The 13,817-nt window shown below is 64.4% G+C and carries 11 protein-coding genes and 2 pseudogenes; 8 read left to right on the forward strand and 5 right to left on the reverse strand.

Going from position 1 to position 13,817, the window contains the following annotated elements; translation table 11 throughout:
• Positions 1 to 59: 59 nt before the first annotated feature.
• Both ACIBJI_RS13655 and ACIBJI_RS13660 read left to right on the forward strand, forming a co-directional pair.
• The gene (locus ACIBJI_RS13655) at positions 60 to 962 is read left to right on the forward strand and encodes an alpha/beta fold hydrolase (RefSeq protein ID WP_396954880.1); all 903 of its coding nucleotides are present in this window, start codon (positions 60 to 62) and stop codon (positions 960 to 962) included.
• Between the two features lie 302 nt (positions 963 to 1,264).
• Positions 1,265 to 2,089: an SDR family oxidoreductase gene (locus ACIBJI_RS13660; protein WP_364359996.1), complete on the forward strand. Its 825-nt coding sequence runs from the start codon at positions 1,265 to 1,267 to the stop codon at positions 2,087 to 2,089.
• A 170-nt stretch (positions 2,090 to 2,259) separates the two neighbouring features.
• On the opposite strand, the pseudogene ACIBJI_RS13665 reads toward ACIBJI_RS13660, so the two are convergent.
• Positions 2,260 to 2,322, reverse strand: a pseudogene (locus tag ACIBJI_RS13665) (nitroreductase family deazaflavin-dependent oxidoreductase); the annotation flags it as partial.
• A 527-nt stretch (positions 2,323 to 2,849) separates the two neighbouring features.
• Here ACIBJI_RS13665 and ACIBJI_RS13670 point away from each other — a divergent pair.
• Positions 2,850 to 3,842 (forward strand): NADP-dependent oxidoreductase, encoded by a 993-nt coding sequence (locus ACIBJI_RS13670; protein WP_364359993.1) that lies wholly within the window; start codon positions 2,850 to 2,852, stop codon positions 3,840 to 3,842.
• A 384-nt stretch (positions 3,843 to 4,226) separates the two neighbouring features.
• Here the strand turns inward: ACIBJI_RS13670 and ACIBJI_RS13675 are convergent, their stop codons facing one another.
• Positions 4,227 to 4,460 (reverse strand): hypothetical protein, encoded by a 234-nt coding sequence (locus ACIBJI_RS13675; protein ID WP_364359990.1) that lies wholly within the window; start codon positions 4,458 to 4,460, stop codon positions 4,227 to 4,229.
• A gap of 28 nt (positions 4,461 to 4,488) precedes the next feature.
• On the opposite strand from ACIBJI_RS13675, the gene ACIBJI_RS13680 reads away from it, so the two are divergent.
• On the forward strand, positions 4,489 to 5,241 hold the full coding sequence (locus ACIBJI_RS13680) for a helix-turn-helix domain-containing protein (protein WP_364359987.1): 753 nt from the start codon (positions 4,489 to 4,491) through the stop codon (positions 5,239 to 5,241).
• Here the strand turns inward: ACIBJI_RS13680 and ACIBJI_RS13685 are convergent.
• On the reverse strand, positions 5,168 to 6,745 hold the full coding sequence (locus tag ACIBJI_RS13685) for a GMC family oxidoreductase N-terminal domain-containing protein (RefSeq protein ID WP_364359984.1): 1,578 nt from the start codon (positions 6,743 to 6,745) through the stop codon (positions 5,168 to 5,170). The genes ACIBJI_RS13680 and ACIBJI_RS13685 overlap by 74 nt on opposite strands.
• 13 nt (positions 6,746 to 6,758) lie before the next feature.
• On the reverse strand, positions 6,759 to 8,468 hold the full coding sequence (locus ACIBJI_RS13690; protein WP_396954881.1) for an aldehyde dehydrogenase family protein: 1,710 nt from the start codon (positions 8,466 to 8,468) through the stop codon (positions 6,759 to 6,761).
• A gap of 129 nt (positions 8,469 to 8,597) precedes the next feature.
• Between ACIBJI_RS13690 and ACIBJI_RS13695 the strand changes: the two genes are divergently transcribed.
• The gene (locus ACIBJI_RS13695; RefSeq protein ID WP_364359978.1) at positions 8,598 to 9,779 is read left to right on the forward strand and encodes a helix-turn-helix domain-containing protein; all 1,182 of its coding nucleotides are present in this window, start codon (positions 8,598 to 8,600) and stop codon (positions 9,777 to 9,779) included.
• Between the two features lie 285 nt (positions 9,780 to 10,064).
• Here the strand turns inward: ACIBJI_RS13695 and ACIBJI_RS13700 are convergent, their stop codons facing one another.
• Positions 10,065 to 10,421, reverse strand: coding sequence for a hypothetical protein (locus ACIBJI_RS13700; RefSeq protein WP_397084327.1), 357 nt, complete (start codon positions 10,419 to 10,421; stop codon positions 10,065 to 10,067).
• A 94-nt stretch (positions 10,422 to 10,515) separates the two neighbouring features.
• Between ACIBJI_RS13700 and ACIBJI_RS13705 the strand changes: the two genes are divergently transcribed.
• The 3 genes and pseudogenes from ACIBJI_RS13705 to ACIBJI_RS13715 all read left to right on the forward strand — a co-directional run bounded on the left by ACIBJI_RS13705 (position 10,516) and on the right by ACIBJI_RS13715 (position 13,782).
• A complete protein-coding gene (locus tag ACIBJI_RS13705) occupies positions 10,516 to 11,124 on the forward strand; it encodes a TetR/AcrR family transcriptional regulator (protein WP_396954882.1) in 609 nt (202 codons plus the stop codon).
• A gap of 313 nt (positions 11,125 to 11,437) precedes the next feature.
• Positions 11,438 to 12,314 (forward strand): annotated as a pseudogene (locus tag ACIBJI_RS13710) (SDR family NAD(P)-dependent oxidoreductase).
• Positions 12,304 to 13,782 carry an amidase gene (locus ACIBJI_RS13715; protein ID WP_364359966.1) on the forward strand — a complete coding sequence of 493 codons (1,479 nt, stop codon included), beginning with the start codon at positions 12,304 to 12,306 and terminating at the stop codon, positions 13,780 to 13,782. Before ACIBJI_RS13710 ends, ACIBJI_RS13715 begins: the two are co-directional and overlap by 11 nt.
• Positions 13,783 to 13,817: the final 35 nt, after the last annotated feature.

Here is a 13,817-nt window from a genome sequence, read left to right on the forward strand (position 1 = left end):
CGATGTCGGCTACCGTCGTCCTCAAAGGTACACCAATCGGTTTACATTAGGAGGAAGTCATGACAGACCGGCGATCCACTCAGCGTGTTTCCGACCGTCATCAGCAGGGGTGGAGTGTTCGTGTGGGCGGCACGTCGTATGCAGATGCGCCGTCGAAATCCGTGCGGGTCGGTACAACGCGGTTCGCGTACCGCGAGTTGGGGCCCGATACCGGCGTGCCGGTGATCTTCTTGAATCATCTGGGTGCGAATCTGGACAACTGGGATCCCAGGGTGGTCGATGGCATCGCATCCAGGCATCGCGTGATCACCTTCGACAACCGTGGGGTCGGCGCATCCGAGGGCACGACACCGGACTCGGTCGAGGCGATGGCAGGCGATGCTGTCGCCTTCATCCACGCACTCGGTTTCGACCAGGTCGACATTCTGGGATTCTCCCTGGGCGGCTTCGTCGCGCAGGTGATCGCTCGCGAAGAGCCCGAACTGGTGCGAAAGCTGATCCTCGCAGGCACTGGCCCAGCGGGAGGTGACGGCATCCTCAACGTCACCTCGGTGACCTACCGCGACACATTCAAGGCAGTAGCCACCCTCAAGGACCCGAAAGAGAATCTGTTCTTCACCAAAACCGCGCACGGCAAATCGGAGGCTCGCGCGTTCGTGAACCGGTTGAAGGAACGCAGCGTCGACCGCGACAAGGCGATCACGCTGCGCGCTTTCCGCACTCAACTCAAAGCCATCCACGCATGGGGCGCACAAGAGCCAACCGACCTCGGCGGTATTCAGCACCCCATCCTCGTAGCCAACGGCGACGACGATCGAATGGTCCCGACCAGCAACTCCTTCGACCTACAACGACGCCTGCCGAACGCGACGCTCCGCATCTACCTCGACGCCGGACACGGCGGCATCTTCCAATACCACGACAGGTTCGTCGCAGAGGCACTCGAATTCCTGGCTTCCTGAGCCTCGGGCGCATCGGTTTCGCACTCGGTTCGCCAGGCCGAAAGGGGATTGGCGCAGGGGCCTGCATCAATCCTCTTGGTCTTTCTGCACAACACATATCGCGGGAATGGCCCCTCGAAGTCTCGCGCCTCACGCCACGAACGCATACGTAAGCACACCGATTGGTTTACATCGCGGCGCTGGACGGCGTACCGTCACACAAAGAAGTAAACCAATCGGTACACATCAGCGATCGATGGTGCATCGATCATCGGCCCGAGCAGCCTGACCAGTCGACGTTCGACGACGAGAGTAGGAAACGCATGCCTTCTGTATTGATTACCGGCGCCAGCAGGGGGATCGGTCTGGCGATCACCGAACACATGAGCGGACGAGGTTGGGAGGTGTATGCCACGGCTCGATCCGATGCCGCCCTCGAAAGTCTCGATCGCTTACCCAATGTGCACGCGATCGGTCTCGACATCACCGACAGGTCCGCCATCGCTACGCTTCCCGATCGACTCCCCGCTGAACTGAATGGCGTTGTCAACAATGCCGGCATCATCGTGAACGGACCGGTGGAGGGGTTGGCCCTCGATGAGTTGTCACGGCAACTCGAGGTCAACGTGACAGCCCAGATCGGTGTGACGCAGGCGGTGCTGCCGAAAATACGTGAGGCACGTGGACGGGTGGTGTTCATGTCATCGGTCAGTGGGTTGATCACCACGCCGGGTACCGGCGCCTACAGCGCATCGAAGTATGCAGTCGAGTCCTTGGCTGATGCACTCCGAATCGAGCTGCGCCCGTGGCGGATCCCCGTCTCGCTGATCGAGCCCGGGCCCACCCGTACCGACATGTGGGGTGGCATGCTCGACGAGCACGACCGCATGACCGCGCAACTGACCGACGAGCATCGCGAACTGTACGCATCACACCTTGCTGGGAGTCGGAAGCTGTTGGGCCGCATGCAAAAATTCGCGGGCGATCCCCAGAAGGTCGTGAAGGCCGTCGACCACGCGCTGACATCGAAACGCCCGAAGCGTCGATACCTGTGCGACAACGCCAGTCGGGCGCAGAAGTTCGTTGTCTCGATAACTCCTACAGCCGTCAACGACGCGGTCCTGTCAGCGGCCACCACGTCGAAGTGAATCCTTGCCGGTTGCCCGGAACCGGCCCGAGCCACCCGGGCAACCAACTCGCCGCGCTCGAAGAAGGCGCGTCGGGCCGGCTGCAGTGGACGACTCCTAATCCGCGGCGCCGATCTCGGCGGCCATACCGGCAATAGATTCGCGGCGCCGACGGGGCCGCCGCGTTGATATCAGCGCTGCTCGAGGACGAGCACGGGGATTTCGCGGTCAGTCCAGCTCTGGCGCGAGTCGAGGTCGGCGTAGGCCGCAACAAGTCGTGGCCACTGCCGCGCTCGCTCCCGCTTCGATCGCGCTCACCGCGCGGCGAGCGCCGCTGATCTCGATATGGGTGTCAGGATGTGCCGGCAGGTTGTAGTTACCACTGCGGGTTCTCGGGCGATCCAGCGGCCGACGCGACAATGATGATGTTGGGACCGTCGGTGATGTAGACGCGTCGCCCTCTACTCAGGCGTCGAGCAGACGCTTGTGCCGCAAGATTTCGAAGCTCAATGGCGAATCGGGCGGCCCACCGCTCCGCGACGGGCGGCGAGCTCACCATCAGGCGCGCGATCGGCGATCTCCTCAGTCGACGGCACCGACGGCGCAGGTTGACCCACTTTGATAACTTCGTTATTCTAAGTCCATCGTCCATGCCGAGGCGCGCCGATTGCAGGTCGCAATCATGTTGTGGACACACTTCCGCGCAATTCCATAAGTGGCCGAGCACATGCTCCGGGGCCACCAAACCGCGCATTACCCGAGAGAAGAGAAGGTAGGTGACATGAAGGCGTTCATTGTCGAGTCCTACGGCAAGGACGGACTACGGGCCGCAGACGTGCCCGAGCCCAGCGTGGGCCGTCGTGACGTTCTGGTCCAGGTCCGCGCGGCCAGCATCAACCCGCTGGACAAGATGGTTCGCAACGGCGAGTTCAAGCAGCTGCTGAAGTACAAGCGCCCGTTCATTCTTGGCCACGACGTCTCCGGTGTCGTGTCGGAGGTCGGCTCGGACGTCCATGCCTTCAAGGTCGGCGATGAGGTGTATGCCAGGCCGCGAGACCACCGGATCGGCACCTTCGCCGAGTTCATCGCGATCGACGAGGACGATGTAGCACTCAAGCCTCGCTCCTTGTCGTTCGACGAGGCCGCTGCCGTGCCGCTGGTCGCGCTGGCCGCCTGGCAGGCACTCGTCGACCTCGCCGAGGTCAAGCCTGGCCAGAAGGTCCTCATCCACGCCGGTGCGGGCGGACTCGGCTCGACCGCCATCCAGGTCGCCAAGCATCTGGGCGCCTACGTCGCCACCACAGCCCGCACCACTGACGTCGACAAGGTCCGCGCCTTGGGCGCCGACGAAGTCATCGACTTCACCAAGCGGGACTTCTCCGAGGTACTCACCGGATACGACGTCGTACTGGACTCGCTCGGGGGCACCAACCTGGAGAAGTCCCTGACCGTACTCAAGCCGGGCGGACTTGCCATCAGCGTAGTCGGCCCGCCGGACCCCTCCTTCGCCGCGCAAGTCGGTCAACCGCTCCTCGCACCCGTCATGGCGCTGTTGAGCCGCAAGGTCCGCAAGCAGGCGAAGAAGCGGGGAGTGCGGTACTCATTCTTCTTCATGAAGGCCAACGGCGCCCAACTCAACGAACTGGCCACGCTATACGACAACGGCACGCTGCGGACGGTGCTCGACCGCACCTTTCCTTTCGATCAAACACTCGAGGCCATGGCGTACGTCGAACAGGGCCGCGCCAACGGCAAGATCGTCGTCACGCGATGAGTGAATGCCTGAGATAGCTCGATGTCGAGGCATGGTCCAGCGGATCCTCGGTGCTCTCGCTGACGATGACGAGTCCATGGCCCGGCTGTGGGAGACGCTGCGGAGATTGCTCGATACGCCCGGTAGTTCCACCGACGACCCCCTTTCGCACCGAACCTTCGCTGGCGAAGCGAGATCACGGCCAGTTCCCGCGCCAACCTGTTGCACTGGGCTGCCTCCTTACTGCGGGCTCCGCGGGAACCGGTCACGGCGAACCTGAGCGCGGAAGTGGTCGGCATAGCCCGTGACGCATTCCGCCGAGGGGTCGAACAGATTCTGGTCACGGCGTATCACTCGGGACACAACGCACTCTTGAGGCATTGGATGCGGCTCGCGTTCACGGTCTCATCCGATCCGGTCGCACTCCAGGAAGCCCTCGACGTGGCTGCTCGCTCCCTGGTCGACTTCGTCGATGTCACGCTCGCCGCGCTGGCTGAGCAGCTCGAATCCGAACGTGCCGAACTCACCCGAGACAGCCACGCGCAGCGGTTCGAGTTGGTGAGCCTCGTCCTCGAAGGGGCACCGATGGCCGACGATCGCGCCAGCGACCGCCTCGGCTACCGATTCGACTGCCGCCACACCGCGGTCGTTTTGTGGACGGACCCCGGTGCGCCTGATCGACCCCGGCTTGCAGCGCGCGGCGGAGGCTCTGGGGACAGCCACTCACGCGCAGCAGACGTTGCATGTCATTGCCAGTTCCACCTCGCTGTGGACCTGGCTGGCAAACGTGACGGTCGACGACGCGCAAGCCCTCGCCGCGGCGACGTCACATATCGAGGGCGTCCGCATAGCCATGGGGCCACCCGACACCGGGGTAGAGGGCTTTCGGCGCAGCCACCTGGATGCGGTCGAGACACAGCGATTGATGCAACGGTTGCCGGACTTGCGTTTCGCCAGGTTCGCCGACGTCCAGCTCGTGACGCTCGCAACCTATAACGAGCAGCGGGCCCACGAGTTCGTCGCCCGCACGCTGGGGAAGGTGGCGAGCGCGGATCCCGAGCTCCGTGAGACCTTGCGGGTCTATATCCGTGAGCAGTTCAGCACGTCCCGTGCCGCACGAACACTCTTCGCGCATCGCAACACTGTCCTCAACCGCATCCAGCGCGCTGAGGAACTCCTGCCGATCCCTCTCGATCACAATGGTCTCGAGATCGGGGGGTCGCCTTGGAGATCGCGCACTGGCTGGGTCATCAGCCGGCCAACGGCGACAATCCGCAGAGCTGAGGAACGAGGTTCACCCGACGGGCGCCAGCTGATGGCCAACGCCCGGCGGGATGTCGCTGGAACTATGAGCCGCGGATCAGCTCGGCTGCTTTCTCACCGATCAGCACGCTCGGGGCGTGGGTGTGTCCGCGAATGATGCTCGGCATCACCGAGGCGTCCGCGACGCGCAGACCTTCGACACCACGAACCCGCAATTCCGGTGTTACTACGCTGGTTTCGTCGCTCCCCATCCGGCAGGTGCCCACTGGGTGATACAGCGTGTGCGAACAGGTAGTGAGCGCCAGTTCGAGCGTTTCCGGACCGGTATCCGCCGCGCCTGCGGGCCGAGCGACCTTGCCGAGCAGGGCTTTCAAAGCGGGTGCTTCGGCGATCTCCGCGCACATGCGCAGGCCCGTCAGGATGGCCGCGCGGTCCACTCCGCCACTGTCGGACAGGTAGCGGGGATCGATGATCGGCTTTGCCAGCGGATCGGCGGAGCGCAGCGAGATCCGGCCTCTGCTCTCGGGTTTGAGCAGAATAGATCCCATTACCACCGCGTGGCCGTACGGTTCCCCGATTCCCTCGTCGAAAAACGGTGCGGGTCCGAAGATGAGCTCGAGGTCGGGCAGATCCAGGTCCGGGCGGCTACGCACGAATCCGTATGCCTCCCCGACATTGGAGGTGAGCATGCCGCGGTGTCTGGCAACGTAATTGATGAGTTCCAGTGGCTTTTCCGCGGCGAACAAGCTGTCGTTGTCGACGTCGAAGCCGAGCATCGCGACCAGATGGTCCATCAGGTTCTCGCCCACCTCCGGTGCGTGGTGCACAGTGGCGATTCCGTGCTCGGCGAGATGTTCGCGATCGCCGATGCCCGACAGCATCAGCAGCTGCGGACTGTTGATCGCGCCGCCGCACAGCACCACCTCACGGCGGGCGTGCACCACCGCACGCTTCCCGCCCGACTCGAATTCGACTGCCACAGCACGCGTGCCATCGAAGATGATGCGCGTCGCGACGGCCTCGGTGCGCAACGTCAAATTCTTTCGGCCGAGCGCCGGCCGCAGGTAGGCGTCCGCCGTGCTCCAGCGTGCGCCGCGCTTCTGCGTCACGACGGTCTCGCAGAACCCCTTCGGCTCGGGCAGATTCGGGCGCTCCACCGTATGCCCGGCTTCGACCGCTGCCGCCAGCCATGCCGCGGTGAACCGGCGTGGACTGCGCTGCCGCGCAATATGTAGCGGACCGGCGACACCCTCGTCGGCTTCGCGTGCTCCCTCGACTACTTCGATCTTGCGGAAGTACCTTACGACCTCGGCGAAGGACCATTCGCTTCCAGCCCGCGCGGCCCACTCGTCGTAGTCCGCGGCGAATCCGCGCACCCACATCATCGCGTTGAGGGAGGACGAGCCGCCCAGCGTTTTGCCTCGGGGCCAATAGATTTCGCGGCCGCCGAGTCCGGGCTGCGGTTCGGTGCGGTAATCCCAATCCACCTCGCTGCGAAACAATTTCGAGAATGCGGCGGGGATATGGATGAACTTGTTTGTGTCCTCCGGCCCGGCCTCCAGCACGATGACGCTGGTGGCGGGGTCGGTACTGAGTCGGTTGGCGACCACAGCGCCCGCCGATCCGGTACCGATAACGACGTAATCGGCGTAGGTGTCCACGTGTGCTCCTGGGTCAGCCGCGCAGCGCGGATGCGAAGATTCCCGGCAGTTTTCCCCACCCGGGTGCTCCGGCGAACGCGGCGAGCCGCCGACCGGTTGTCGCTGCGGTCGTATTGTTCACAAACCACGGCGGCTTCGGTGTCAGGGACCACTCGCCGCGCAACACCGAGCGCGGCGCAGGGCGGAACGGCCCGCGCACGACTGTCCGTTCGGGCCGGTCGATCAGGAACGCGTTGTGCACCACACCGATTCCGCTCTGTACGTCGTCGATCGTATGGCCCGGGTAAGCGCCCCAGGTCGCCGCGGCGGTGAGGAACCCGGCGCCGGTCCACGCATTGATCGCGATTGTGCCGTAATGCAACTGCTCGACCAGTTCGTCGAATGCTGCGCCCAACGTACGGATGGTCGCCGGATGTGCGATGACGTTCACCCCGAGCGTGCCGACGAATTCATCGTTGGCCGTAGCCGCCGCCGCGCGCGCGAAATCGGCTCCGAGGCCCGACAATTCGACAACTCCGAGGACGGGTGCGAAATATTCGGTCCGCAACAGTGTTTCGCTGCGGTCGCCGCGCAGGCCGGACAGCAGCAAGCGACCGCCGAAATGTTCGGCACTCGGATAGGTCGATTCGGCTGACGCGACGCGATCGTCGCTGCCCGGGTAGTACGCGGGCCGGCTCGGTGCGGCATCGTAGGCGGTGCGCAGCTCTCGAAGGAAGTCGTCCTTCTGATCCCAGTCGGACGAAATCACAACAGCCTGTGTCGCGACACAGTTGTATCCGCCGTTGTGCAAGCGCTGAGTGGCGATGTGTTCGGCCTGGAATCGCAGATCGGCCTTGCTCCACCGGCCGGGTAGCACGATGGTCGGAGAGACGCCGCCGAGTTCGCTGGTGATCGGCTTGTCGAGTCGAGGTCGACCGGTGGCCTTGCGTGCCGCGGCATCCTCGCCGCGGCCCCAGACGATCGCGTCGTGTGTCGCTGCGCTGCCCGTCATATGCACGTGTGCGACGTCCGGATGCTGTACCAGGTATTCGCCGACATCGGCTGCGCCGGTGAGGATCCGGACCGCGCCGATCGCAATGAACGGCTCCAGCACCTCGGTCAAGGGCTTCAATAGCGGATCGGTGATCGGATTCAGTTTCAAGGCGACGACGCGGTTGTGCGCGATCAGTTCATAGAGCACGTCCAACGGGGCGATCGAGGTGATGTTGCCCGCGCCGAGCACCACGCCTATCCCCTGGGTGCGAACCGGGTCGAGCTGTGCCAGCCCCGCCGCTCGGATGGCTTCGGCCCGGCCGATGCCCGGCTGGAGCCACACCTCGGCGCTGAATCCGCTCAACAGCAACGAGTCGAAGACCGATGTGGGCAGCACGCGGACTGTCGTGCGTCCGCCGGTTGTACCGAAGTGTGCTTTCTCGAGCGGGCTACGCCCGTCGGCAAGGGTGAGCAGGCTGCGCTCCAGTGCCCCGGCCCCGGCTGCCATCGCATAGGGCCCGGATATCCATTCCTCGCCGACCAGCGCCGTCCGCGGATCCAGCCGCTTGTAGCTGATCGCCGCATCGACCCACTCTCGGGCGTATTTCGCGGTGAGTTCCCGCACGCGTCCGAGCAGCTCGGCGCGTGCGGCCAGGGAGATCGTGGCCCAAGCCTTTTCGCCCTCGACAAGGTCCGACAGCGCGGCGTCGACGGCGCCCCGCACGTCGGTCGGCGAATCGTTGATGGTCATAGCCCGAATTGTCCGCACCAACGCCGTCGCGCACTATGGGCGACGGTCGCGGGAGTGGGTGATCGACTTTGTGCGGCGGCACAATCGAGGTGTGGCGTGGCGCACACTCCTGAGTGGTACGCTGCGCTGGTGGCCAGGCCGTTGCATTCGATCGCGGCCACCGAACTCGCGAGGCAATTGCTGGAATCGGTGGATTCGCTGGCCGACGAGCTCGCCGACCGGATCGTCGCATCCGAACGTTCGTACTTGGACTCCCGACTACTGACCCGTGCGCAACTGCGCGGGGCCTGCCTGGACAACCTGACCGCAATGCTCGGCTACCTCGCGGGCCGCGATCCGGTCCGTCTGGAATCCGCGCGTGCGGCAGGCAGATTGAAGGCCGAGCAGGGCTTGCCGATAGCCGCGATGCTGCACGCGTATCGGCTCGGTGGTCGGCTGATCTGGGAAGAGTTGCTGGTCCGCGCGGGCGGTGTCGCCGACGGCGAACTGCTGAAGATTCCGGCCGAGTTGTGGGCCATCGTCGACCGGTGCTCCGATGCCGCGGCCGAGACCTACCGTGAGACCGCAACCCTGCTCGCCCTGGCCGATATCGAGTCGCGAGCCCGGGTGATTCGGACCCTGTTCGACGACCATGCGGAGAATCCCGCCGTGGTATTGGACGCGGCGCGCACTCTCGGCCTACCGGAGACCGGGATATTCGTGGTAGTCGCCGCCGAAGCCGGTCCGACCCGGACGACGATGTCGGCCGCGATCACGAAGCTCAACGACCGAGGCATCGTCTCGATCTGGGATAGCTACGCCGATACCCAGAACGGGGTGATCTGCGCGCACTCGGCCACCGAAATCGACACTGCCATAGCCTTACTCGGTGAAGTGATCGAAGCTCGTGCCGGTGTCAGCCGCACATTCACCGGTCCCCAAGGCATCGCTGCCGGGCTCGATGAGGCGCGACTCGCACTGAAGTGCACACCGAGCGGCGCGACCGCGATTACCCGCTACGAAGCGGCCCCCTTGGCACTACTGCTGGTCCGGCTACCTGATGCGGCGCACAGTGCGGCCGCACAAATCCTCGGACCGGTCATACATCTGCCGGAGACGGAGCGGACGGCTTTGTTGCAGACCCTCAACGCGTGGTTCGAATGCAAAGGGTCGACCGTGGCTGCCGCGCAACAGATGCACTACCACCGCAATACGGTGCTCTACCGGCTGCGCAAGATTCGCGATCTCACCGGCCGCGACTGCGATGACCCGGCGCAAGCAGCCGAACTTTACGTTGCGCTGCAGGCGATCCGGCTGCTGCGCCCGATGTAATGCGCGGCGGCTGCCCGAGTTCTACTGCGCGCCGCATCGCGACGAACCGTTGCGAACACGAGAGCTTCATCCCAGGTCGCGTGTTTCTGGATGAGCCCTCGGATATTGGCCGCGATGGACTCGCAAATTCCGAGCCCGGTGCATTTCGTGTAGTCGACGGTCACCTTCATGTGAATCACCTATCGGGGGAGTGTGCGACCTGGTGGCCGGTGTTTTCTGGCTCGCGCTGCGGAGGCGTTGTTTCGCGAGGGCTGCGGCCGCAGCGGACCTCGGGCGTCGAGGTCCTCAGAGTCCGCCGCGGTTGGCCGCCGGCAGTTTCGGAAAGGCCGGAGCGTAGATCCCCAGGTGTCCGGTGCTTGCCAGTGGCCGTATTCGTAGGAAGCACCCGACCTTGTGCGTGTTGGTCTTCAGGGCATGCTCGAAAGCCTTGGCGTGTCCGCCCGGTGAATATGCGTAGTCCTGGGCCAGGGCGAGTGTCTTCCACAGGCTGATCGAGGTGTGTTCGAACGGCAATTTCGACGACACGTCGACACTGCCGCGGTGGCCGGGGTGATGGGCGGCGCGACTGGCGGCGTGCAGGTTGTTGTGAATGAAGTTCGTCAGCTCGCGAGGGCGCACGATGCCGTGCACGATCGCTACCATCGGCTCGTCGTTGGCGAGCCTAAAACGGACACAGTGTCATCACAAGCAGTCACTCATTTCTGGCTGAGTTGGGCGCCCGCGATAGCCTGTCTCGGTGGCCGTCCTCGACAAACGCACCCGCGACGATCCGCGTCGGCGTGCTACCGAACTCGCTTTCCTGAACGCCACCGAGGCGCTGCTCGAGGAGGGCGCTTCGTATGCGGATCTCAACGTCAGTCGCATCGCGGAACGTGCAGGCCGCACTCGGACGGCGTTCTACGCGCACTTCGAAGATCGTCGCGAGTTGTTGCTGGCCCTCGTCGAAAAGGGCGGCGACGAGGTGCTGGTAGCTATCGCACCGTTCCTGGCGGTCGATGGCCCTATCACGCGCGATCAGGTCATGACATCGGTGCAGGGCATACTCGCGACCTTCCATGAACGCGCCACCCTGTTGCGGGCCGTGATCGAGGCGGCCGGTTACGACGAGGGCATCGCCGCCTACTGGGACGGAATTCTCGGCCGGTTCGTCGATATCGCACGGGAGCGACTCCGGGCCGAGGGTTTCGGTGAGGCCGAAGCCGCGGCTACTGCCACCTCGCTGATCTGGATGACCGAGCGCATGTGCTATCAGCAGGCCGTCCGCGGCACAACGGGCCTTGACGACCCCTCGGCCATCGCCGGAATCACCGAGGTGTGGTGGAGCGTGCTGCGAACCGCACATTGACGGCGGGATGGCGGTGTGGCAATCGAGCCGCCATCACGTGTGCCGAGGAATAGCCAGTGTGCGTCGCGTCATGACGCGAGGAGTGTCGCGCGGTCAGAGAGTCACTATACATTTCGTATACTGGCCTGTAGCGTGCGTCACATGCAACCGTCATCGACGTATCGTCGTCATGCATCGCTCGCGGATCGAGTCCGGCTTTATGGTGCACTGCACCAGACCGTGGCCCGATACGGAAAATACTGCGCAGCAACATCTTTGGTTGCTCCCCTGGCGATGCTGTCCCCTTCGTCGCAACTCGTCGAGGAGTGGTGACATGACACGTTATTCGCTTTCCGACAAGGTCGTCCTGATTACCGGAGCCGGTCGCGGGTTGGGTGCGGCCACCGCCGCAGCCCTGGTTGGGCGTGGAGCGCGGGTGTTGCTGGCGGATATTGATCTGGCTGCAGCGCAACAAGTTGCGGGCCACACTGCCCAGCGGGCAAGTGTTGGCGCTGAAATGCGATGTCACCCAACTCGATTCCGTTCAGGAAGCTGTGCGGCGAGCGCATGAGGTGTTCGGGCGTATCGACGTCGTGATCGCCAATGCCGGCGTTCTGGGGCGTGGTGCCACCTTCCGCGCACTGACACCGCGACAAGTGGGAAATGTTCTGTCGGTCAACGTCGATGGAGTTGTCAACACGGTGTCGGCCACGCTGGAATCGGTGATCGAGAACCGGGGACAGATCGTCCTGGTGAGTTCGGTATTCGCCTACATCAACGGCGCGGGCGCTATCCCTTACGCGATGAGCAAGGCCGCCGTCGAGCAACTGGGCCGGGGCCTCGGTGTCGAGTTGGCCAGGCATGGCGCGTCTGCCATGACGGCCTATTTCTCACTTATCCAGACCGACATGATCCGACAGGGCGTGGACGCGGATCCCCATGTACTCGCCCTGCTTGCCGCGATGCCCAAGTTCATCCTCAAACGAATTCAGCCGCAAACCGCGGCCGCCGCGATCGCCGACGGACTGGAACGTCGGCAACGCGCCATCACTATCCCTGGACGCTGGCGGCCAGTCGCAGCCCTTCGTGGTCTGGCCGGACCGATCGTCGACGGAAAACTTGCGCGCGATGTCACCGTGCAGCGAGCCCTTGCCCAACTCGAGAATCTTGCCGCTGTCGACGAACTCCCTCGGAGGAACCATGTCGGATGATCTTGCCTTCGCACCCGCCCACGAGCTACTGGCACATCTGCGCAGCGGTGAGGTTTCCAGTCGCGAACTCGTCGACCTCTACTTGCAGCGAATCGAGAAGCACGACCGTCGCCTGAACTCGGTGATCACGTTGGATGTCGAGCGTGCGCGCGCCGAGGCCGCCAAGGCGGACCAGGAGCGGGTCAGCGGCAATGAGTCGTTGGGACCGCTGCACGGATTGCCCATCACCGCGAAAGACAGTTACGAGACGGCAGGCATGAGGTCCGCGTGCGGTCGGCGCGACCTCGTCAACCATGTGCCGACCCGGGACGCGGAGCCGATTGCGCGGCTTCGCCGAGCCGGGGCAATCATCATGGGCAAGACGAATATGCCGCCCGGAAATCAGGACGTGCAGGCGGACAATCCTGTTTTCGGTCCGACGAACAATCCGTGGGACCTCTCACGCACATCGGGTGGTTCTGCTGGGGGAGGGGCGGTGGCGACCGCCGCCGGGCTCACCGCTTTCGACTTCGGCTCGGAAATCGGTGGCTCGACTCGGATCCCGTCGCATTTTGTCGGCTTGTACGGGCACAAAGCGACTTGGCGGTCGATCCCGCTGGTGGGCCACCTCCCACCAGGTCCTGGGACCGGCCGGTGGGCTGAGCCCGACCTTGCCTGCGCCGGCGCTCAGGTACGCGACGCGCGTGACCTGATTCCCGTCCTGGAGGCGACCACCGGCGCGTTGGCGCGTGACGGCGGCTTTACGTATCGGCTTGCGGGCCCCCGAGCCACCACTCTGAGCGACTTCCGCGTCGCGGTCTGGTTCGACGATCCGGACTGCCCAATAGACTCCGAGGTCAACGCCGCCATGATCAACGCGATCGACGTCTTGGAGCAGGCGGGCGCGAAGGTCCAGATCCAGCCTGCCGCGCTGCCGGTCAGTATCGGCGAGTCGCATAGAGTCTTCGAGCCACTGGTGTACGGACAGTTGTCGGGCGATCGCACCGGCATCACCCCGGCCTCTGGTGCCGCGATGGCGGTGCGTATCGCGCAGAACCCACGAGGAGCGGCCACGCGCGCTTTTCGAGGCACGTTCCAGTCGCACTATGCCTGGATGCAGGCGGACGCCAAGCGTCAGGAAATACGGGAGGGGTGGTACGAGTTCTTCAGCGAGTTCGACATCGTGCTCATGCCGGTTACTCCCACAGCGGCACCTGTGCACCACAACAAGTTGATCGACCGGTTCGGTCGGCGATTCGAGGTCGACGGCAAGGCCCGCTCCTACTGGGACCAGGTCAAATGGTGTGCCATCGCCAATATCGCCGGAGCGCCTGCCACGACGATTCCCACTGGTCTCGGCAGATCCGGGCTGCCGGTGGGCCTGCAAGCGATGGGACCCGCCGGCGGCGATCTGACCACGATCGAGTTCGCGGCACTTTTGGGCGAGCGACTCGGCGGGTATCTCCGCCCTGATGGCTATGGCGCGTGACTGTGACGGCACCGGCCCAAGCGCCACGGCGGTGC

Origin of the sequence: Nocardia sp. NPDC050408, assembly GCF_044458905.1 — a bacterium.
Classification (GTDB): domain Bacteria; phylum Actinomycetota; class Actinomycetes; order Mycobacteriales; family Mycobacteriaceae; genus Nocardia.